This window comes from Flavobacterium aquidurense (genome assembly GCF_001404985.1).
Taxonomy (GTDB): Bacteria; Bacteroidota; Bacteroidia; order Flavobacteriales; family Flavobacteriaceae; genus Flavobacterium; species Flavobacterium aquidurense_B.
This window is the reverse complement of sequence record NZ_JRLF01000006.1, coordinates 212,597-233,694: the sequence shown is the minus strand read 5'-3', so window position 1 is coordinate 233,694 and position 21,098 is coordinate 212,597. Positions and strand designations below refer to the sequence as shown.

Annotated in this window: 19 protein-coding genes; 12 read left to right on the top strand and 7 right to left on the bottom strand. The window is 32.0% G+C overall.

Going from position 1 to position 21,098, the window contains the following annotated elements:
• Positions 1-114 precede the first annotated feature (114 nt).
• The 4 genes from RC62_RS02675 to RC62_RS02660 all read left to right on the top strand — a co-directional run bounded on the left by RC62_RS02675 (position 115) and on the right by RC62_RS02660 (position 4,677).
• Positions 115-762 (top strand): transposase, encoded by a 648-nt coding sequence (locus tag RC62_RS02675; protein WP_157472328.1) that lies wholly within the window; start codon positions 115-117, stop codon positions 760-762.
• A gap of 6 nt (positions 763-768) precedes the next feature.
• Positions 769-2,829, top strand: a complete 2,061-nt coding sequence (locus RC62_RS02670) for a M1 family metallopeptidase (RefSeq protein WP_055092364.1) — start codon at positions 769-771, stop codon at positions 2,827-2,829.
• 184 nt (positions 2,830-3,013) lie between these two features.
• Positions 3,014-3,916 (top strand): patatin family protein, encoded by a 903-nt coding sequence (locus RC62_RS02665; protein WP_055092362.1) that lies wholly within the window; start codon positions 3,014-3,016, stop codon positions 3,914-3,916.
• Between the two features lie 26 nt (positions 3,917-3,942).
• The gene (locus RC62_RS02660; protein WP_055092360.1) at positions 3,943-4,677 is read left to right on the top strand and encodes a hypothetical protein; all 735 of its coding nucleotides are present in this window, start codon (positions 3,943-3,945) and stop codon (positions 4,675-4,677) included.
• Positions 4,678-4,727: 50 nt separating this feature from the next.
• Here the strand turns inward: RC62_RS02660 and RC62_RS02655 are convergent, their stop codons facing one another.
• On the bottom strand, positions 4,728-5,249 hold the full coding sequence (locus tag RC62_RS02655) for a hypothetical protein (protein WP_055092359.1): 522 nt from the start codon (positions 5,247-5,249) through the stop codon (positions 4,728-4,730).
• A 125-nt stretch (positions 5,250-5,374) separates the two neighbouring features.
• On the opposite strand from RC62_RS02655, the gene RC62_RS02650 reads away from it, so the two are divergent.
• From RC62_RS02650 to RC62_RS02635, 4 genes are all read left to right on the top strand, one after another.
• Positions 5,375-6,142 carry a sulfite exporter TauE/SafE family protein gene (locus RC62_RS02650; RefSeq protein ID WP_055092356.1) on the top strand — a complete coding sequence of 256 codons (768 nt, stop codon included), beginning with the start codon at positions 5,375-5,377 and terminating at the stop codon, positions 6,140-6,142.
• Positions 6,143-6,672: 530 nt separating this feature from the next.
• Positions 6,673-9,009 (top strand): ATP-dependent helicase, encoded by a 2,337-nt coding sequence (locus tag RC62_RS02645; protein WP_055092355.1) that lies wholly within the window; start codon positions 6,673-6,675, stop codon positions 9,007-9,009.
• A 227-nt stretch (positions 9,010-9,236) separates the two neighbouring features.
• Entirely contained in the window at positions 9,237-9,857 is a 621-nt protein-coding gene (locus tag RC62_RS02640) for an L-threonylcarbamoyladenylate synthase (protein ID WP_055092353.1), read from the top strand.
• A gap of 79 nt (positions 9,858-9,936) precedes the next feature.
• Positions 9,937-10,974 (top strand): carboxypeptidase-like regulatory domain-containing protein, encoded by a 1,038-nt coding sequence (locus RC62_RS02635; protein WP_055092351.1) that lies wholly within the window; start codon positions 9,937-9,939, stop codon positions 10,972-10,974.
• Positions 10,975-11,224: 250 nt separating this feature from the next.
• Here RC62_RS02635 and RC62_RS02630 read toward each other — a convergent pair whose 3' ends face one another.
• Genes RC62_RS02630 through RC62_RS02620 form a run of 3 tightly spaced genes read right to left on the bottom strand, consistent with a single transcriptional unit; the run spans position 11,225 to position 13,584 of the window.
• Entirely contained in the window at positions 11,225-12,058 is an 834-nt protein-coding gene (locus RC62_RS02630) for a flagellar motor protein MotB (RefSeq protein WP_055092349.1), read from the bottom strand.
• A 34-nt stretch (positions 12,059-12,092) separates the two neighbouring features.
• On the bottom strand, positions 12,093-13,112 hold the full coding sequence (locus tag RC62_RS02625) for a glycosyltransferase family 2 protein (protein WP_055092347.1): 1,020 nt from the start codon (positions 13,110-13,112) through the stop codon (positions 12,093-12,095).
• 25 nt (positions 13,113-13,137) lie between these two features.
• Positions 13,138-13,584 carry a type I restriction enzyme HsdR N-terminal domain-containing protein gene (locus RC62_RS02620; RefSeq protein ID WP_055092345.1) on the bottom strand — a complete coding sequence of 149 codons (447 nt, stop codon included), beginning with the start codon at positions 13,582-13,584 and terminating at the stop codon, positions 13,138-13,140.
• A 94-nt stretch (positions 13,585-13,678) separates the two neighbouring features.
• Between RC62_RS02620 and holA the strand changes: the two genes are divergently transcribed.
• The 3 genes from holA (at position 13,679) to ettA (ending at position 16,690) form a co-directional block, all read left to right on the top strand.
• The gene (gene holA, locus RC62_RS02615; RefSeq protein ID WP_055092342.1) at positions 13,679-14,683 is read left to right on the top strand and encodes a DNA polymerase III subunit delta; all 1,005 of its coding nucleotides are present in this window, start codon (positions 13,679-13,681) and stop codon (positions 14,681-14,683) included.
• Between the two features lie 67 nt (positions 14,684-14,750).
• Positions 14,751-14,933: a CAL67264 family membrane protein gene (locus tag RC62_RS02610; protein WP_035680915.1), complete on the top strand. Its 183-nt coding sequence runs from the start codon at positions 14,751-14,753 to the stop codon at positions 14,931-14,933.
• A gap of 65 nt (positions 14,934-14,998) precedes the next feature.
• Positions 14,999-16,690, top strand: a complete 1,692-nt coding sequence (ettA, locus tag RC62_RS02605; protein WP_055092340.1) for an energy-dependent translational throttle protein EttA — start codon at positions 14,999-15,001, stop codon at positions 16,688-16,690.
• Between the two features lie 250 nt (positions 16,691-16,940).
• Here the strand turns inward: ettA and RC62_RS02600 are convergent, their stop codons facing one another.
• Positions 16,941-17,357, bottom strand: coding sequence for a thiol-disulfide oxidoreductase DCC family protein (locus RC62_RS02600; RefSeq protein WP_055092338.1), 417 nt, complete (start codon positions 17,355-17,357; stop codon positions 16,941-16,943).
• A gap of 320 nt (positions 17,358-17,677) precedes the next feature.
• Positions 17,678-19,843, bottom strand: coding sequence for an endonuclease MutS2 (locus tag RC62_RS02595; RefSeq protein WP_055092336.1), 2,166 nt, complete (start codon positions 19,841-19,843; stop codon positions 17,678-17,680).
• A 134-nt stretch (positions 19,844-19,977) separates the two neighbouring features.
• Here RC62_RS02595 and RC62_RS02590 point away from each other — a divergent pair, with 134 nt between their 5' ends.
• Positions 19,978-20,643 carry a uracil-DNA glycosylase gene (locus RC62_RS02590; RefSeq protein WP_055092334.1) on the top strand — a complete coding sequence of 222 codons (666 nt, stop codon included), beginning with the start codon at positions 19,978-19,980 and terminating at the stop codon, positions 20,641-20,643.
• A gap of 58 nt (positions 20,644-20,701) precedes the next feature.
• Here RC62_RS02590 and RC62_RS02585 read toward each other — a convergent pair whose 3' ends face one another.
• Positions 20,702-21,076: a DUF4258 domain-containing protein gene (locus RC62_RS02585; RefSeq protein WP_055092333.1), complete on the bottom strand. Its 375-nt coding sequence runs from the start codon at positions 21,074-21,076 to the stop codon at positions 20,702-20,704.
• Between the last annotated feature and the right edge of the window lie 22 nt (positions 21,077-21,098).

Below are 21,098 nucleotides of genomic sequence, written 5' to 3'. Positions count from 1 at the left end.
ACGTAAACTTACAAATTTCATTCGATTTGTTAGTGAAACCTTTGTAACTTTGAATTTCTTACACGCCAAAAATTGACATTGTTTAAAGATAAATTTAAAATTGATTCAAATAGATTGAAAAACTGGGATTATTCCAGCGCTGCAATTTATTTTATTACATTGGTTACTCAAAATAGAGAATGTATTTTTGGTTCTATTAAAGAGGATAAAATGATTTTAAATGAGAATGGTCAAATTATAGAAAATGAATTATTGAAATCTATAAAAATCCGTAACAGTTGGTTTTTCCACAATTGGATTGTTATGCCCAATCATATTCATTTATTGATAGAAATTCAGAACAACAAGGTTTCTAGAGAAATAAATAATTTATCCAAAGAGATTGAGACATCACAAATTGAACGATCGCATATTGTAGAGACGCACAGCAGTGCGTCTACGTTCGACATATCGACAACGAATATTGCGGCAAACATTGCGGAGACGCACTGCTGTGCGCCTCTACGGAATCACCATGAGAATAATTATGAGAATAACCACGCGAATAAATATGGATCTCAATTATCTCGAAAACCAAATTCTATTTCATCATTTGTTGCTATCTTTAAATCGGTAACAACAAAACAAGTAAATGGTCTTGATTCTATTTGGCAATCGAATTATCACGATCATATTGTTAGAAATTACAAAACATTCGAAACGATTTATAATTATATAAAAACCAACCCATCATCATGGGAAACGGATTCTATGAAACTTTAATTTTCAATGAAATACATCTTTTTATTTATTACCAGTTTCGTTTTTGCGCAACAAACCCAATTTGTCGATTTTAAATCGGTTAACGGGCAATTAAAATTAAATGCTGTCGAAAAATCAGTTTCTGGAGTAGTCGATTATCAATTTGAGGTTTTAAAACCTATTGATACGATCAAAATCGATGCTAAAAACATGGAATTCTCTAAGGTTCAGGTTGATAATAATGATGTTATTTATATTAATACAGGCAAGGAATTACAAATCCTGAATAATTTTCAGAAAGGCGAAAATCATTTAACTTTTGAATATTCGGCTAAACCGAAACAAGCCTTATATTTTGTTGCTATTGAAAATAATGAAGTCCAAATCTGGACACAAGGACAAGGTAGATATACCAGCAACTGGTTTCCGAGCTTTGATGATGTCAATGAAAAAGTTGTTTTTAGTTTAGGAATAAGTTATGACGCACCATATCATGTAGTTTCTAATGGAATTTTGGAGGAAAAGAAACCTGATGGAAATTCGATTCATTGGCAATATAAAATGGAAAAACCAATGAGTTCCTATTTATTGATGCTTGCAATTGGTAAATATGATAAAAAAGAATTCAGGGCAAAATCCAAAATTCCATTAGAATATTATCTCGAAAATAAAGATGCCAGTCGTTTTGAACCTACTTATCGATATTCGAAGCGTATTTTTGATTTTCTGGAAAAAGAAATAGGAGTAAAGTATCCTTGGGAAATTTACAGAGAGATTCCGGTTCGTGATTTTTTATATGCAGGAATGGAAAACACAACTTCGACACTTTTTGCAACCCGTTATGTGGTGGATTCAATTGGTTTTACAGATCGGAATTACACAAATGTCGATGCGCATGAATTAGCACATCATTGGTTTGGTGATTTAATAACGGCCGAAAGCAGCACACATCACTGGCTTCAGGAAGGTTTTGCAACTTATTATGCTGCATTGGCAGAAAGAGAAATATATGGCGATGATTTCTTTTATTCGAAATTATACGAAACCGCTCAACAAATAAAATTTGCTTCACGTACGGATGCCATTCCGGTTTTAAATGCTAAAGCAAGTTCTTTGACCTTTTATGAAAAAGGGGCTTGGGCTTTATTTGTTTTGCATGAGTCTATTGGTGATAAAGCATTTAAAAAAGCGATAAAAAGCTATCTTAAAAAATACGCTTACCAAACCGTAAACACGCAAAACTTCTTTGATGAAATTAAAAAAGTATCCGACTTTGATTTAGATAAATTTCAGAAAACCTGGCTTGAATCTACTGCTTTTGATACTCCAACTGCAAATGCTTTATTGAGCAGAAACAAGTCAATTCAGGTTCGGTTAGAAGTGGATAAATTAAAGAAAACACCTTTGGCGGAAAAAGAAGGATTCTTAAAAAAGACATTAGAATCGAGTGTGTATGAATCTGTAAAAGAAGCAATTGTAAATCAATTGGAAACGGAGAAATACGAAGCTAAAAAAGAACTCTTGCAAATAGCTTTAAAAACCAATAATGTTCAAATTCGACAGTCTGTGGCAGGTTCATTATCAAAAATCCCTGAAGATTTCAGAACTGAATACGAGAATTTATTGGATGATAAATCGTATCAGACGCAAGAACTCGCTTTGTATTATTTATGGCGTAACTTTCCGGATCATCGTACCCAATATTTAGATAAATCTAAAAACTGGATTGGTTTTAGTGATTATAATCTTCGCACTTTATGGCTTTCCCTGGCTTTATCAACTCCAAATTATACAGAGAGTCCAGAGGTATTAATCTCAGAATTAATTGACTTTTCGTCTACTAAATATGAAGCGACAACGCGACAAAATGCACTGGAGAAGTTAATCGCTTTTAAAATTATTAACGATCAGGTTTTGAGTAATTTAGTTAGTGCAACAACGCATCATATGTGGCAATTTTCAAAATTTGGAAGAGATACAATTCGATTATTATTAAAAAATTCAGAAATGCGTGCTTCGTTTGAAAGAATTTTGCCTAATTTGACACCCGATGAACAATTTCAGTTGAATCGTTTGTTGAAAGAGTGAAAAAAAGAGGAAAGAGGAAAGAAGTAAGAGAATAGAGAAAAGAAGTAAGAGAAAAGAAGTAAGAGAAAAGAAGCAAGAGAAAAGAAAAAGAATAAAAAGAGTAAAGATTTAGGGTAAATAGAAAAATCTTTGCTCTTTATTCTTTTTTCTATTTTCTAAAAACACAAAACCTACATTAATATTTATGAGAGCATTGGTTATTTCTGGTGGAGGAAGTAAAGGCGCATTTGCCGGTGGCGTAGCGCAGTATTTAATAGAAGAAAAAAATCACGAATATGATTTATTTATAGGAACTTCTACCGGTAGTTTGCTTATTCCGCATTTGGCGCTTGGCCACATCAAAAAAATTCACTCAGTTTATACCAATGTTACTATGGCGAGTATTTTTAATATTTGCCCATTCGTTGTTAAAAATAAAGACGGAGTAGATATTGTAACCATAAATCACTTTAATGTACTGCGACAGTTTTTTAAAGGAAAAAGAACTTTTGGAGAAAGTAAAGGATTGAAGAAATATATCCGAAATAATTTTTCGTTATCAGATTTTAATAATTTAAAAAAACTGAAAAACGATGTTGTCATAACAGTTACTAATTTTACCAAAAATGAATCAGAATATAAATCTATAAAAGATTGTACATATGAAGAATTTTGTGATTGGTCTTGGATTTCAAGTAATTATGTGCCATTTATGAGTTTGGTAGAGAAAAATAATTATGAATATGGTGATGGTGGATTTTCGAGTTTGGTTCCTATTCGTGAGGCAATTAACCGTGGTGCAACAGAAATAGACGTTATTATTCTGGAAACTGAGGTTAATATGAATAAAACGGTTATTGGTAAAAACCCGTTTTCACTAATGATCGATTTGTTCCGAATTGCTTTAGATCAGGTTGAAAAACATGATATTGCTATAGGAAAACTTATGGCTAACAATAAGAATGTAAAACTTAACTTATATTACACGCCTACGAAACTTACTGATAATGCTCTTATTTTTAATAAAGAAGTCATGAAAGAATGGTGGGAACAAGGTTACGAATATGCTCAGAATAAGTCTGAAGTTATGAGTGATAACAGGGTTTAAAAATTATTGATTTTAATTAATTTAAATTGAAAAATATAATATTATTTCTTCTTTTCTCTTTTACGCAAAATTTATTCAGTCAGGAAAATTTATGCAGAACTTCTATTTGGGATAATTCAGAGTTATTTCAAAAAAATGAAATCGAAAAGTATGCAAATCATGATTTTTCTGTTTTATGGAATCAAACAGAAAACAATCTTGTTTATGGGATTATTGGTGACAATTATGAACGAATACTGATAAAATTTATTTCAATTAAAAGAAATGAAAAAAATAAAAACGAATATATAGTTCATGGTAAATCAGCAGTAAAATCAAACATTTGTGATTTTACAGGCACAATAACGATCCTTAAAATACAGGAACTTAAAAAGCCAAAATTAGGACTTGATGATGAATACAAAACTGCAGGTATAAAAAGTCAGGGTTTATTAGTTGCCAATTATAAGTTTGTCGAAAATAAAAATCAAAAAAATACCGGAGAATTTTACGGAAAATTACAAGCTATATTTTATGTCGATAAATATGGTGTAGTAAAATACAATGATATTGAAAGTTACAGGGATAATTATTTCAATAATATATTTGTTGGTGTATGGAAATCTAATACTTCCGGAAAAGAAAAAAAATGTAATTGGGGAGATTATAGGGTTCCCAATGTAAACTGTGATTTTGATATTGGAGCAGGGCAGTTAAGTATATCTGCAAAATACCTGAAAAATGGCTGGCTGGTTAAACCAAATCAAAAGTGGTGGAAATAAAAAAATGACAAGATTAATTGTGTCGTAATTAATCTTGCCAAACTATAATTTTACCACAAACCTGCTACTTCATTTTTAATATATCCTAAAGCAGCATTGCTTGGAGATTGTTTCTCTAATAAATCATTCAAAATCTTTTCACGTAATTTATCTGCGCTGTCAACGCGATCGCTCATCGCAGCTTTACGAATGATTTGTATAGTCGAATTTTTAGCAGTTGTTATAATCGTCCAACATTCATCAGACATATAAATTTGCTGTGTAAGATTGTGCTCAAATTCTTGTTCTATCTGATCAATTACATAATTTTCATAATCATGTTTTTCGTTTGAAATTGGCGCTATCCTAATTAGCAATTTCGTTAGGTTAATGCGCTCTAAAAACAAAGTCATACGCTCGTAAGCCTGTAAACGTATTGGTAAGGATTCTTTATGAGCCTCTCTGTTCAATAAAAAATTTCGCTTTTTATCATTGTTTTTTATATGCAGTTCAAAAAAACTGTAAGCCACGAATCCGGTAACAATGGCTGGTAAAGTATAACTGGCTAATTCTATAATTCTGTTAAAATCCATTTGGTTCAATTTTTCAACAAAAATATAATTTTTAAGGAGAAATCCACTTTAAATTTATTGTAATAAACAAAAAGGAAGACTTACTTTTGCATCTTGCTTTTTTAATTTGCAGAAACACCTTCTTAATGGATTCATATATTATATTTTTTCTTTGTTTAGCTGCTTTTGCAGCAGGATTTATTGATGCAATTGTTGGCGGCGGCGGATTAATCCAGACACCAATGGGACTAATTTTATTGCCAAACTTACCTGTTTCTACAGTTGTGGGAACATTAAAAATTCCGGCTTTTACAGGAACTGCCTTCGCGGCTTTTCAATATCTTAAAAAAGTAGTGATTCAATGGAAGTTGCTTTTACTTATGATGTGCTTGGCGGTTCCATCTGCATTTTTGGGTTCTACAATATTAACAATGGTTAGCAATGATTTTATGAAACCTCTTTTACTGGTGGTTTTATCCTTATTATTTATTTATACATATGCAAAGAAAAATTTTGGTCAGCATGTTGCAAAAGATCATTCGGCCAGGACACAAATAATCTATGCTGTTGTAATTAGTATCATTGTTGGTTTTTATGACGGATTTATAGGTCCGGGAACCGGGAGTTTTTTTGTAGTTGCATTTATTGCTTTATTAGGTTTCGACTTCTTGCATGCTTCAGCAAATGCTAAAATGGTAAATCTGGCAACAAACTTTGGTTCTATTTGTTTGTTTATGATAAAGGGAAAAATCATATGGTCGATTGCAATTCCTATGGCAATTAGTAATGGATTTGGCGGATGGCTTGGTGCAAAATTGGCAATTAACAAAGGAAATGGATTTATTAGAATTTTCTTTTTAATTGTAGTTGTGGGTACTTTGATTCGATTTGCTTATGATGTTTTTTATAAATAAAGGTTCTGAGGTATTAAGGTTCTAAGTAACTAAGTTTTTTAATTAATTATAAGAAATATAGTTTAAAAATTAGCTTTTTTTGTTGAATATATGCATTATGAGTATGACAGAATTAGATGCTAATTATCAGAATTTAGAAAAATTAATCGAAGAATTAAAAAAAGTGAAGAGGATATTGAAGCAGTAGAATTATCGACTATTCTGACTTTAAAGAAAAACTTCGAATTAGGTATAATTTTTAAACTCAAAAAATGCGGTTTGTTATTTTGAAACAAAACCTTAGAACCTTAGCAACTTAGAATCTAAGTATCTTTCTAAAAACACAATTGTTCTAATCTAGCCCCGATAGAGGCGGTATCCTCGTAGTGGAACGGAGAGATATAGCCGAAAGCGGGAACTATATTTGTGAAAAATACCTAATGTTTCTGCTTCTAAAAAATAAAAAAACTTAGCCACTCAGAACCTTAGAATCTTAGTAGCTTATTAAATCATTAATTCTTATTTTTGCAATAATTATGGAGAAGAATTTCATGCAAAAGTACATTGACCAGCTCAATGAGGCGCAACGACAACCCGTTCTGAAAAAAGACGGGCCAATGATTATTATTGCTGGTGCAGGTTCGGGGAAAACCCGTGTTTTAACTATTAGAATTGCTTATTTGATGGCACAAGGTGTTGATGCTTTCAATATTTTGTCGCTAACATTCACGAACAAAGCCGCTCGTGAAATGAAGCACAGGATTTCTGATATTGTAGGTGCATCTGAAGCAAAAAACCTTTGGATGGGAACTTTTCACTCTATTTTTGCTCGTATTCTTCGTGCAGAATCAGATCATTTAGGATATCCATCTAATTTTACAATATATGATTCTCAGGATTCAGCGAGATTGATTTCTTCTATTATTAAAGAAATGCAGCTGGATCGTGATGTCTATAAACCAAAGCAAATTTTAGGTAGGATTTCCTCTTATAAAAACAGCTTAATTACAGTTAAAGCATATTTTAATAATCCTGAATTGGTAGAAGCCGATGCAATGGCAAAAAGACCACGTTTAGGAGAAATTTACCAACAATATGTAGAGCGGTGTTTTAAAGCGGGAGCAATGGATTTTGATGACTTATTATTAAAAACCAATGAGTTATTAACTCGTTTTCCTGAGGTTTTAGCAAAATATCAGAATCGTTTTCGCTATATATTGGTAGATGAGTACCAGGATACAAATCACTCACAGTATTTGATTGTGAGGGCTTTATCAGACAAGTTTCAGAATATTTGTGTGGTTGGTGATGATGCGCAGAGTATTTATGCTTTCCGTGGAGCAAATATTAATAATATCCTGAATTTCCAGAAAGATTATGAAGGCGTAATAATGTTTCGTTTAGAGCAAAATTACCGTTCAACGAGAAATATTGTTGAAGCGGCAAATACTGTAATGGAACATAATAAGACTAAACTTGATAAGGTAGTCTGGACTGCAAATGATTTTGGACAAAAAATAAAAGTTCATCGTAGTTTGACTGATGCCGAAGAAGGTCGTTTTGTAGCCAGCACGATTTTTGAACAAAAAATGCAAAATCAGCTACATAATGGCTCATTTGCGATTTTGTACCGTACCAACGCACAATCTCGTGCGATGGAAGATGCGTTGAGAAAACGTGATATTCCGTATAGAATTTATGGTGGATTATCGTTCTACCAACGTAAAGAGATTAAAGATGTTTTGTGTTATTTACGTTTGGTAATCAACCCAAAAGATGAAGAAGCACTTGTTCGTGTAATTAATTATCCTGCTCGTGGAATTGGTGATACAACAGTCGAAAAACTAACTATTGCAGCAAATCATTACAAACGTTCGATTTGGGAAGTAATGGTAAATATCGATAAAATTGATTTGAAGTTAAACTCAGGAACCAAAAACAAAATCAACGATTTTGTTACGATGATACAGAGTTTTCAGGTTATCGATCAAAATCAGGATGCTTTTTATATTACAGATTATGTAGCTAAAAAAACGGGTCTTGTTCAGGAACTAAAGAAAGATGCCACACCGGAAGGAATGGCAAAAATTCAGAATATCGAAGAGCTTTTAAACGGTTTGAAAGATTTTACCGAGGGACAAAAAGAAATTGACGGTGCAAGAGGAGCTTTGTCTGAATTTATGGAAGATGTAGCGCTTGCAACTGATTTAGATAAAGATACATCTGATGAAGATCGTGTGGCATTGATGACGATTCACTTAGCAAAAGGACTTGAATTTCCTCATGTTTTTGTGGTGGGTATGGAAGAGGATTTATTTCCGAGTGCCATGAGTATGAGTACAAGAAGTGAATTAGAAGAGGAACGTCGTTTGTTTTACGTAGCTTTAACTCGTGCAGAACATCAGGCTTATTTAACTTATGCACAATCACGTTACCGCTGGGGTAAATTGACAGATAGTGAGCCATCACGTTTTATCGAAGAAATTGATGGTCAATATCTGGAATATTTAACGCCTGCAGAAAGCAATTACCGATATAAATCGCCAATCGACGGAGATATTTTTGGAGATATCGATAAATCAAAATTGCGTCTTGCAAAACCAATTGGTTCAACGCCGCCAAAACATGTAACGGATAATCAGCCAAAACCGGATTTGAATATTCGTAAATTAAAACCTGTTGCGGGAACAAACCCCAATACTGCTGCACCTAATTTATTTGATAATAAGTTAACCATTGGAAATGTTGTAATGCACGAACGTTTTGGTAAAGGTGAAGTAGTCAATTTAGAAGGTGTAGGAGCTGATAAAAAAGCCGAAATAAGATTTGAAGTTGGAGGTCTAAAAAAACTTTTACTTCGTTTCGCTAAATTAGATGTTGTAGGGTAAGAAAAGAGTATAGAAGAAAGAGGATAGAAAATAGATTTTTGAAAAAATTTAATTTTTTATTACTGGATTTGATTTTCAACCTTCACAATTTTGCATGACTTTTAAAGAGAATAAGGGTTATTTAGTTAAATCTATTTTCAATTGGAAGGTCGTTATTTATTTTAAAAACTTAAAAAGAATTAAAGATTAGTCTTTGTTCTATAATCTAACTTCTTTATTCTAAAAAAATGGCAGAGTTCATAAAAATATATCCCGATAAACCTAATGAAGCTGCAATTGCCAAAGTGGTAAAAGTGCTTCAGAACGGAGGTTTAGTAATTTATCCAACAGATACTGTTTACGGTTTGGGTTGTGATATTACCAATTCACGCGCTTTAGAAAAAATTGCAAAAATAAAAGGAGTTAAACTTGAGAAAGCAAATTTCTCTTTTATCTGCCATGATTTAAGTAACTTATCAGATTATGTTCGTCAGATTGATACGGCTACTTTTAAAATTTTAAAAAGAGCATTGCCCGGACCTTACACTTTTATTTTGCCCGGGAATAATAATTTACCAAAAGAATTTAAAAAGAAAACCACAGTAGGTATTCGTATACCAGATAATAATATTGCACTCGAAATAGTTCGAAAGTTAGGTAATCCAATCGTTTCTACTTCTATTCGTGATGAAGATGATGTAATTGAATATACAACAGATCCTGAGTTGATTTTCGAGAAATGGCAAAATCTTGTTGATCTGGTTATTGACGGTGGTTACGGAGATAATGTTGGTTCGACTATTATTGATCTATCAGATTACGAACCTGTAATTATAAGAGAAGGAAAAGGAGATATCAATATTTTGTAAGAATAAATCTTGATTATTTAGGATTATAGAAAATGGTTTGGTTAATTAGCATATAATTTAACCAAACCATTTTTATATTATGAAAAGAATCATTCTTTTGTTATTTTTATTTTCTTTTGTTGCTGCATTCTCACAAAGTATTTTAAAAGGAAAAATTACATCCAAAGATAATATGCCGCTCGAAGGTGTGAATATTTATTTTGACGGGACTACCATTTCTACAATCTCAGATGTAAATGGAAATTTCACAATAAAATATGAACCAAATGCTAATAACATTTTAGCGATAAGTTTCATGGGATATCAAACGGAATATCTTACAAGTCTGGACGCTTCTAAACCATTGAATATTGCACTTACAGTTTCAAAAAATGAACTTAAAGAGGTCGTTATTAGTACAAATGAATTGTTTACCAGGGAACAGAAACTAAAATTGTTTAGGGAATATTTTTTAGGAAAAACAAATAATGCAAAATCAAGTGTAATAAAAAATGAATCTGATCTTCGATTCAAATACGATAAGGAAAAATTAGTTTTTACAGCTTCTTCAGATAAACCTTTAATTATTATGAATGAATCGTTAGGGTATAAAATTGATTTCGAATTAGTAGTTTTCGAAGTTGCTTTTAATAAATTAAGCATTAATTCTAAAGATGTTATCAAGAATTTTTACGGTGGAGTAAGCAGATTTGAAGATATTAATAATTCTGTTGCCGTTTTAGAACGCCGAGAAAAAACGTATCAGGGATCTCAAATTCAGTTTTTCAGAAATTTTGCTAAAAAGGATTGGGGAATAAAGAAATTTTTATTGCTTAATGATGATAACAGTATTGATGCTCTTAAGCGTTTCAAAATTATTGAAGAAGATGATTTTGTAAAAGTTGAAGTTTTACCACAGCCAAAGGCAGAAATTCAAAATGAAAACCTAAAAGATATAGTGGCTTCATATAATATTGCTTTTAACAGGACCGAAGAATCTAAGATTACTTTTCAGACCGATAGCTTTTATATTTATAAATATGGAAACAACTCCAATATAGAAAGCATACTTTTTTCAGGTAAAATTTCAGAAAAGAAAGTGGGAGATATGTTGCCTCTTAATTACGGAATTAAATAAAAATTACTTTTTCAATGCCTTTGATTCTATATTAAAAAATCATCGATATGGCTTATTTGTAAAAAAAAACTGAAATCGTATAATAATTTAAAATAAATAACTAACTTTAGATTAGTTAAAATTTAGTTAGTTAATTAAAAATAATGCTATTCTTGATTATATTTAATTGGTTATTAAAAAATTAAGAATACATAAAAGCAGGTCAATTGACCTGCTTTTTCTGTATAATAAAGTATGTTAAAACTCTAAATTATTTTTGTTGTTTTTTCATTTCTTTTTCAATCATATCATAGAATTGATCGATTTTAGGCATAACAACAATACGAGTTCTTCTGTTACGAGCTTTATTGTCCGGAGTATCATTTGCAACTAAAGGCACATATGAACTTCTACCAGCTGCGATTAATTTAGCAGGGTTAACTCCAAGGTCATTAGTTAATACACGTACAATAGATGTAGAACGTTTAACACTTAAATCCCAGTTGTCTAACAAAACTCCGTTGCTTTTGTAAGGAACGTTATCTGTGTGACCTTCAACCATACATTCAAAATCAGGTTTGTCGTTTACAACTTTTGCAACTTTAGCTAAAACACCTTTTGCTGCATCAGTTACATCATAGCTACCACTTTTAAACAATAATTTGTCTGCGATAGAGATAAATACAACACCTTTTTCTACATTGATTTCGATATCCGGATCGTTGATTCCAACTGCTCCTTTTAAGCTTGTAACTAAAGCTAGTGTAACACTGTCTTTTTTAGTTAAAGCATCTTGAAGTCTTGATATTTTTAAATCTTTTTCTTTTAAACTTTCTAATGATTTTTCAAGATTTTCAGCTCCTTTAGTAGTTAGAACAGTTAAGTCTTTAGAAGTGCTTATTAAGTCTTGATTATGTTGTTTATAGCTTTCTGCTGTAGCTGCTAACCCTGCTTTTTCCTCTAAACAAGCATTTAGTTTTACGGTACAGGAGTTTAATAAATCTTGGGTTTCTTTGTTCTTAGCTTCTAGTGCTGCATATTGCTTTTTCGATACACACGAAGTTAAGGCCATTAATACTGATAGTGCGATTACTATTTTTCTCATAGGTATTATATTTAATTAAACGTTGATTACAAATTTAGTTTTTAATATTTTGATTACTGTTAAAGATTTCTTTAAATACGGTCAGTTTCTTTATATAATACAAGAAAACGATACTTTTTACAGTATAGTATTGCTGTATCTGAAAATCTTTTCTTTCCCGCAGATATTTTAAAGATATACAATAAAATGAAAAATGTGCCTTCAAAATAGCAAAAGTATGTTGGAATTTTCCTTGTGTAAGAAAACGGATGCCAGCAATACCATCTAAAACCATTCTGAAGAAAATAACAAAAAACATCCTTTTTTTAGGAAGATTTTTGACCAGCATCAATAATGAATTTCTAAAATTCAAATAGGTTTTTTTAGGGTTACCTTGTTGTAAAGTAGCACCGCCAACATGATAAACAGTTGAGGCAGAGTTGTATTTGATAATATGGCCTTCGTTAGCGGCACGCCAGCACAAATCAATTTCTTCCTGATGTGCAAAAAAGCTTTCGTCAAAACCTCCTAATTCATGGTAAACTTCACTTCTTATAAAAAAACAAGCTCCTGAAGCCCAGAATAGTTCACAATTATCATCGTATTGGCCATTGTCTTTTTCGATAGTATCAAAAATGCGACCGCGACAAAAAGGAAAACCAAATTTATCAATAAACCCACCAGCACCACCGGCATATTCAAAGTATTCTTTGTTTTTAAAATCGAGGATTTTAGGTTGGATTATCGCAGTTTGTTTTTCGGTATCGAAAGTTTCAAGAATTGGATTCAGCCAATTCCGGGTCACTTCAATATCTGAATTTACAAGGGCATAAATTTTAGCATTAATAGATTGTAAAGCATCATTATAGCCTTTTGCAAAACCATAATTACCGCTGTTTTCAACTATTTTAATCGTGGGAAAGTTTTGTCTGATAAAATTGATGGAATCGTCTGTTGAAGCATTATCTGCAACATATATTTGAGCTCCTTCTGAAAACTGAACAACGGAGGGTAAAAATTGCTCTAACAATTTTACGCCGTTCCAATTTAAAATGACAACTGCTATTTTATCCAAAAGTAAAATTTATTTATTTTTAATATTATTCATTATAATCCGGCAAACTTCTCAAAAACTGATACTTTTCGTTTTCAAAATCCATTTGACAATAAAAATGATTCAGACCGTTTGTGACATTCAAAAACCGTGCCTTCATTGTCATGTTGTAGCGGGCAATTTGATCAAAAGTTGCCTGGGATATTTTTACGGCAGGGGCTTTACATTCTACTAATATATGTATAGAACCATCCGGATTAAAAACCACGACATCATATCTTTTTCGTAACCCGTTGACTGTTAAAACTTTTTCGACATTGATTAACGATTTAGGATATTTTTTTTCTTGTATTAAATAATGAACTACGTGTTGGCGCACCCATTCCTCTGGAGTAAGGATGATAAATTTTTTCCTGATTTCATCAAAAATAGACACTTTATTTTCGCTATTTTTGAATCGGAAAGTATAAGTAGGAAAATTTAATTGCTGCATGCGGCAAATATAATTTGAAAATTAGTCAATATGAAAATTTGATAATTATTTTTTTAAACTGCTTACTGGTACTGAACACTGAAAACTAAAATAAATGGACGAAGTTGTAAAAATTGTTAACGATATAAAAGCCGGAAATATAAAACCAATTTATTTTTTAATGGGTGAAGAGCCTTATTATATTGATAAATTATCAGAATATATTGAGCAGAATGTACTTTCAGAAGAAGAAAAAGGATTTAATCAAACCGTATTATATGGTAGGGATGTTTCTGTAGAAGATATTGTTTCAACAGCAAAACGTTATCCTATGATGGCTGATCGTCAGGTTGTTATTGTAAAAGAAGCACAAGATTTGTCCAGAACAATAGATAAAATAGAGTCCTATGTAAACAATCCTATGGAAACTACTGTTTTAGTTTTTTGTTACAAATATAAAACACTTGATAAGCGTAAAAAAGTTACCAAGTTATTGGCTCAAAACGGAATCGTTTACGAAAGTAAAAAGCTTTATGAAAACCAGGTTGGTGATTGGATTAAGCGTGTGCTTGCGGGCAAAAAATATACCATTGACCCAAAAGCTAATGCCATGCTGGTAGAATTTTTAGGTACAGATTTGAGTAAAATTAATAATGAACTGGAGAAATTACAGATTATTTTACCACAAGGAACTGTAATCACTCCACAACATATCGAAGAAAATATTGGTTTCAGTAAGGACTATAATGTATTCGAACTTCGAAAAGCAATAGGGGAAAGAAATCAACTAAAAGCCTATAAAATTGCCGAGAATTTTGCTCACAATCCTAAAGAATATCCATTAGTTATGACCACAGGATTGGTGTTTGGTTTTTTTATCCAGCTTTTAAAATACCACGGACTCAAAGATAAAAATCCAAAAAACGTAGCAGCAGCAATTGGTGTAAACCCTTATTTTTTAAAAGAATACGATCTTGCAATTAAAAATTACCCCATGCGTAAGGTCAGTCAGATTGTTGGAGCTTTGCGTGATGTTGACGTTAAAAGTAAAGGAGTAGGAGCCAACGCTTTACCTCAGTCGGATTTATTAAAAGAAATGCTGTACAAAATATTTAATTAAGCCGTGAAAATTCACGATATTTGCATCTCTAAAAAAATTACTACTTTTAAAATAATAATTACACAATATGGGAATGAATAAAAATACCGTTTTAGGATGGGCTACTTTTATAATGGTACTTATGGGATTGTTACTTATAGGTCTTGGCGCTTTTAGATACAGAGATGTCTCCGGTTGGGGATTTGTAGCTGTTGGTGTTGGTTTTTTTGCTAATGCATGGGTTTTTAATGCTTTAAAAGGAAGAGTGTAATTCTATAACGGATCAATTTGTAATATAATATCAAAAAATAATTAATTAAAATTAAATATTAATATATGTCAGACGATAAGAAAGTAATTTTCTCAATGCAAAAATTGAGCAAAACCTATCAGGGAGCAGACAAACCGGTGCTTAAAAACATTTATTTAAGTTTCTTTTACGGAGCTAAAATTGGTATTCTTGGACTAAATGGTTCTGGAAAATCTTCTCTATTAAAGATTATTGCAGGAGTTGATAAAAATTATCAGGGAGATGTTGTTTTTCAACCAGGTTACACAGTTGGTTATTTAGAACAAGAACCAATTCTTGATGATTCTAAAACAGTTATCGAAATTGTTCGTGAAGGAGCAGCAGAAACTATGGCAGTTTTAGAAGAATACAATCAAATTAATGATTTATTTGGTCTTGAAGAGAACTACTCAGATCCAGATAAAATGGATAAGTTGATGGATCGTCAAGCAGCATTGCAAGACAAAATTGATGCTCTTGGTGCTTGGGAAATCGATACAAAACTTGAAATTGCAATGGATGCTTTACGTACTCCGGAAGGAGATACGCCAATTAAAAACCTTTCAGGAGGTGAGCGTCGTCGTGTAGCTTTATGTCGTTTGTTATTGCAACAGCCAGATGTATTATTGCTTGATGAGCCTACCAACCACCTTGATGCTGAGTCTGTTCTTTGGTTAGAGCAACACTTAGCGCAATATTCCGGAACTGTAATTGCGGTAACGCACGATAGATATTTCCTGGATAATGTTGCGGGTTGGATTCTTGAGTTAGATAGAGGAGAAGGTATTCCATGGAAAGGAAATTATTCTTCTTGGTTAGATCAAAAATCAAACCGTATGGCGCAAGAAGAAAAAGTAGCTTCAAAACGCAGAAAAACTTTAGAACGTGAGCTTGACTGGGTTCGTCAGGGAGCAAAAGGGCGTCAGACAAAACAAAAGGCACGTTTACAGAATTACGACAAATTATTAAACGAAGATCAAAAACAACTGGATGAAAATCTGGAAATCTATATTCCGAACGGTCCACGTTTAGGAACAAATGTTATCGAAGCTAAAAATGTAGCGAAAGCTTTTGGAGACAAATTATTATACGATAATTTGAACTTCACTTTGCCACAAGCCGGAATTGTTGGAATCATTGGACCAAACGGTGCTGGTAAATCTACCATTTTCAAAATGATCATGGGAGAACAAGCTACTGACAGTGGAGAATTTTCAGTTGGTGAAACGGTGAAAATCGCTTACGTAGATCAATCGCACTCTAATATTGATCCAAATAAATCTATCTGGGAAAATTTTGCAGATGGTCAGGAATTAATTATGATGGGAGGAAAGCAAGTAAATTCAAGAGCTTACCTTTCTCGTTTTAACTTTGGTGGAGGCGAGCAAAATAAGAAAGTTTCAATGCTTTCAGGTGGTGAGCGTAACCGTTTGCACTTGGCAATGACGTTGAAAGAAGAAGGAAACGTACTTTTACTGGATGAGCCTACGAATGACTTGGACGTAAATACACTTCGTGCGCTTGAAGAAGGTTTAGAGAATTTTGCTGGTTGTGCCGTAATTATTTCGCACGACAGATGGTTCTTAGATAGAATTTGTACACACATTCTAGCTTTCGAAGGAGATTCTGAAGTTTATTATTTCGAAGGAGGTTTCTCTGAATACGAAGAAAACAAAAAGAAACGTTTAGGTGGTGATTTAACTCCAAAACGTTTGAAATACAGAAAGTTGATTAGATAAGTTTTTTAAGTAATTTTCAAATTTTTAAAATCCCAAATTCCAAATTGTAATAGATTTGAGTTTGGGATTTTTGTTTTTTCTTTTATTAGGATGATATGGTACCTTTTGTCATTTCGAGGAACGAGAAATCTCCGAAAGTAGCTCCGCAAAGTGTTTCCAAACTGTGCGGAATTTAGCCGCGGAGATTTCTCGTTCCTCGAAATGACAAGATTGTGTCAAAAGTTGGAATTTGGAATTTTTTAATTGGAATTTAAACAAACTTTGCTTTCAATTCAGGAGTAGGAATCATGCAGCTTTCTTTTTTACCATACCATTTATAACGGTTTTTCGCAATGTAATCGTAGAAATAATTTCTAAGTTTTTCAGGAAATATTTTAAAAACAGAAATCAAACTATAGATTCCTCCAAGTTCATCTGCAATTTCAATTGCTGCGTCAGATTTGTAATAATAAGCAATGCCTGGATTGTATAAAATAATACTATCAATTTTATTTTGATCAACTCCAATATATTTACAAATCTCAATCCCCAATTCAGATTGCAGAGCTACAAACCTAAAAACATCTTTTTTGTCATGTTTAATAATAAACTGAACTGCGCCGTTGCATAAATTGCAAACACCGTCAAAGAGAATTATTTTTTTATTTTGTGGAAGACTGTCCTGCATTTGGAAAAGTTTCAAGTTTAAGGTTTCAAGTTGTTAAACTTTGTCAAAGTTTAACAACTTTGACAAAGCTAATATCTAGTTTGACATTTCTCGTTCATCGAAATGACAAAAAAAGACTATCAATTTTTGTTATTAAAAAGCAATAATCAATAATTTTTACAAATCAAAAACAGCTTCCATAAATTATTTTTAATCGATTTTTATAAAATATCCATCTTCTTAATTGTCTTTTTAAAAATCTTTCTTTAAATCGCTTTATTTTAATTTTCGCCGAAATTTAAGCTTTTTTATAACTGAAAACTGCCACTGCGACTGAAAACTTATTTCTTAGCAGCTTCCACTAATTCGAGTTCATCCAAACTTACTTTCGAAGTAAAGATGCCGTAATTTACTGTAGCTTTATTTTTTTCTATCGAGTCGATACTTCCAACAGATCTTCCGTCAAGCATTCTTACGCGATCGCCAACTTTTAAAATTGGTTTTGGTTTTTCGATAACGGGTTTTAGCTTCTTTTCTTTTTTTTCTTTTCGGATTTCTTCGACCTGAACCGTAACTTCTGCAATAACTTCTTTTTTCTTTTCGATTATAGCTTTAGTTTCTTTTGGAGTTGCTTTTTTACGTTTTGAATTTTCAATTTCAATAATTTTTAAAAACTCCCCAATAAGCTCTTTTTTATTTTTATTATTGAAATATTTCTCGGAGATATCTTCTATTTTCTGACCAATGTAAATTGTCTTTTGATTACTATCGTATAATTCCTGATAGCTTTCTAATTTTTGTTTGATTTTTACATTAATGTTTTCCATCTTCTTACTTTCCTCACGCGCTCTGGTTTCTTCTTCTTTTAGATTGATAGAAGTTTTTTCAAGCTTCGAACGTTCTTTTTGAAGTGTTGCAATAGTTTTGTCAAAACGAACTTTTCCAACTTCAATCTTCTTTTTAGCACGATTTATTAATCCAAACGGAATACCATTTTTCAATGCAACTTCAAAAGTAAACGAGCTTCCGGCCTGTCCTAAAGCTAGTTTGTACATTGGTTCCAAAGATTTTTCATCAAACATCATGTTCGCATTTGTTGCATATGGCAATTCATTCGCCAAAATTTTCAAATTAGAATAATGTGTTGTAATAATTCCAAAAGCTTCACGATGATAAAATTCTTCCAGAAAAATTTCTGCCAAAGCTCCTCCTAATTCAGGATCAGAACCTGTACCAAATTCATCAATTAAAAACATCGTCTTCTTGTTGCATTTCTTCAAGAAATAATTCATGTTTTTTAATCGGTAACTATAAGTACTTAGGTGATTTTCAATAGATTGATTGTCTCCAATATCTGTTAAAATTCTATCAAACAAAAAAGTTTCACTACGCTCGTGAACCGGAATCAACATTCCGGATTGCAGCATTAATTGCAATAAACCAACCGTTTTAAGGGAAATTGTTTTTCCTCCTGCATTTGGTCCTGAAATTACAATGATTCGGTTATCTTGTTTTAATTCAATAGTTTGCGGATGTGTAACTTCATTCTTTTGCTTATTATTCAAATACAATATTGGATGATAGGCTTCTCTGAAAAACAGTCTTCTTTCTTCGGTAATTGTAGGTAAGATTCCGTTTATTCTATTAGCGTATTTTGCCTTTCCTGCAACGACATCAATATCGCTTAGAAATTCCTGATACTCAATTAATATGGGTAAAAACGGACGAATAGCACTCGATAATTGTTTTAAAATTCTGGTAATTTCTTCTTTTTCTTCGTATTCCAGATTTGCCAGTTCTCTTGAATACTGCAATGTAGTTTCAGGTTCTATGTAAGCTATACTTCCGGTTTTGGAACTTCCTAATATAGAACCTTTTACTTTACGGCGATACATAGCCAAAACTGCTAAAACACGACGATTTTGTACAAAACTTTCTTTGATATCGTCTAAATATCCTAAGCTATTATATTGTGTTAATGCAACTCCAAAACTTTGGTTTACTTTACCACGAACGATATTCATATTCTGACGAATGCTTAGTAATGCAGGAGATGCATTGTCTTTGATTTCACCGTATTTATCTACAATTGCATCAATAAGAGTTACAATATCTTTTGTATATTCAACTCTTGAAGCTCTTGCATTTAGATTTGGATAATAATCATCAAACTTTTTAAGGAAATTCAATAAGAAATTTGCTGTTGATGATAGTGTTGCGATTTTTCTAAAACTTCCAACTTCCAGGAAACTATCCTCGATTGCAAGAAATTTAATTTCATGGGTTATGGCATCAAATCCGTGATTTGGGATGGCATTGTTATTTTCAAAAGACGAAACATACTCTGATGTTTGCATCAATGCCTGCATCAAAGTTTCTTTATCTCTAAATGGTGTTATTTTTAAAGCTTTATCTTTTCCTATATCTGTATTACAGCCTGCCGAAATAGTTTCGAGAACAGTTGGAAATTGTAAATCTTGTAATGTTTTTTCGGTAATGGATATCATTTAATTTCTTTAACAAAGTACACACAAAAGTACGAAAACATAATCATTGAATTCTATAAAGTTCCGGTCTAAATTTTATCACTTTCTAAATATGATTTCAATAAAAAAATTCCGAGATTAGCCTTAAAAAAAGTATGGACGTAAAAATGCATGATTCCTGGAAGCCAGTTTTAAATGAAGAATTTGAAAAACCCTATTTCCACGAATTAATTGATTTTGTAAAATCTGAATATGCAACTAAGGTTTGTTATCCTAAAGGGAATCAGATTTTTTCAGCTTTTGATCATTGCCATTTTGATCAGGTAAAGGTTGTTATTATCGGACAAGATCCCTATCATGGCCCTAATCAGGCTAATGGTTTGTGTTTTTCAGTAAATGATGGAATACCATTTCCGCCATCTCTTCAGAATATTTTCAAAGAAATTGAAACCGATTTAAATATACCAATTCCAAAAACAGGCAATCTGGAACGTTGGGCAGATCAGGGTGTTTTTCTTTTAAATGCTACTTTGACTGTCAGACAATCTGAAGCCGGAAGCCATCAGGGAAAAGGTTGGGAAAAATTTACTGACGCAGTAATTAAGCAAATTTCGGCTAATAGTAAAGATGTTGTTTTTTTATTATGGGGAGGTTTTGCCCAAAAGAAAGCTGCGTTAATTGATGCTTCAAAACATCATATTCTAAAATCAGGACATCCATCGCCATTGAGTGCAAATAGAGGATTTTGGTTTGGAAATAAACATTTCAGTAAAGCAAATTCTTTCTTGAAATCGAAAGGATTGAAAGAAATTGAATGGTAATCACAGACTAAATATAATGTTGTTATAAAAAAAAGCCAGTTAATTAACTGGCTTTTTTTTATTTTTTTATGATCTCGTCTAAGACTGCTTTATTTTCGTAGTTAATAACTTTTAAGATTACCTCTTGGTTTTTAACTGTTTTTCCTTCGATGATATAAAGTTTTCCTTTTTTGAAAGAGACATTACTTTGGTCAAAATCAACATCTCCAAATTTCAGAGTGTTTTTTATGTCAGCTGTGTCAATCCATTTTTCATTTAAAGTCTGAATTGCTTTTTCAGAATATTGAAAAGGTTTTGTACGTAGGTTATTTAAAACTCGGGCATTTGGAAAATAGTTGCAGCGAGTATCTTTTCCACTGAAAACAAGGGCTACAAAAAAGCATCCCATAACTAAACCAATTAAATAATAAGCAAAACGATGTGCGAACTTCATGAAATAAAATTTTTGCAAAGGT

Bases quoted from the DNA above. Each gene is read 5' to 3' on its own strand.
- RC62_RS02670 (WP_055092364.1), top strand. From the start codon at position 769: ATGAAATACATCTTTTTATTTATTACCAGTTTCGTTTTTGCGCAACAA.
- RC62_RS02665 (WP_055092362.1), top strand. From the start codon at position 3,014: ATGAGAGCATTGGTTATTTCTGGTGGAGGAAGTAAAGGCGCATTTGCC.
- RC62_RS02655 (WP_055092359.1), bottom strand. From the start codon at position 5,249: ATGGATTTTAACAGAATTATAGAATTAGCCAGTTATACTTTACCAGCC.
- RC62_RS02650 (WP_055092356.1), top strand. From the start codon at position 5,375: ATGGATTCATATATTATATTTTTTCTTTGTTTAGCTGCTTTTGCAGCA.
- RC62_RS02645 (WP_055092355.1), top strand. From the start codon at position 6,673: ATGCAAAAGTACATTGACCAGCTCAATGAGGCGCAACGACAACCCGTT.
- RC62_RS02640 (WP_055092353.1), top strand. From the start codon at position 9,237: ATGGCAGAGTTCATAAAAATATATCCCGATAAACCTAATGAAGCTGCA.
- RC62_RS02635 (WP_055092351.1), top strand. From the start codon at position 9,937: ATGAAAAGAATCATTCTTTTGTTATTTTTATTTTCTTTTGTTGCTGCA.
- RC62_RS02630 (WP_055092349.1), bottom strand. From the start codon at position 12,058: ATGAGAAAAATAGTAATCGCACTATCAGTATTAATGGCCTTAACTTCG.
- RC62_RS02620 (WP_055092345.1), bottom strand. From the start codon at position 13,584: ATGCAGCAATTAAATTTTCCTACTTATACTTTCCGATTCAAAAATAGC.
- holA (WP_055092342.1), top strand. From the start codon at position 13,679: ATGGACGAAGTTGTAAAAATTGTTAACGATATAAAAGCCGGAAATATA.
- RC62_RS02610 (WP_035680915.1), top strand. From the start codon at position 14,751: ATGGGAATGAATAAAAATACCGTTTTAGGATGGGCTACTTTTATAATG.
- ettA (WP_055092340.1), top strand. From the start codon at position 14,999: ATGTCAGACGATAAGAAAGTAATTTTCTCAATGCAAAAATTGAGCAAA.
- RC62_RS02600 (WP_055092338.1), bottom strand. From the start codon at position 17,357: ATGCAGGACAGTCTTCCACAAAATAAAAAAATAATTCTCTTTGACGGT.
- RC62_RS02595 (WP_055092336.1), bottom strand. From the start codon at position 19,843: ATGATATCCATTACCGAAAAAACATTACAAGATTTACAATTTCCAACT.
- RC62_RS02590 (WP_055092334.1), top strand. From the start codon at position 19,978: ATGGACGTAAAAATGCATGATTCCTGGAAGCCAGTTTTAAATGAAGAA.
- RC62_RS02585 (WP_055092333.1), bottom strand. From the start codon at position 21,076: ATGAAGTTCGCACATCGTTTTGCTTATTATTTAATTGGTTTAGTTATG.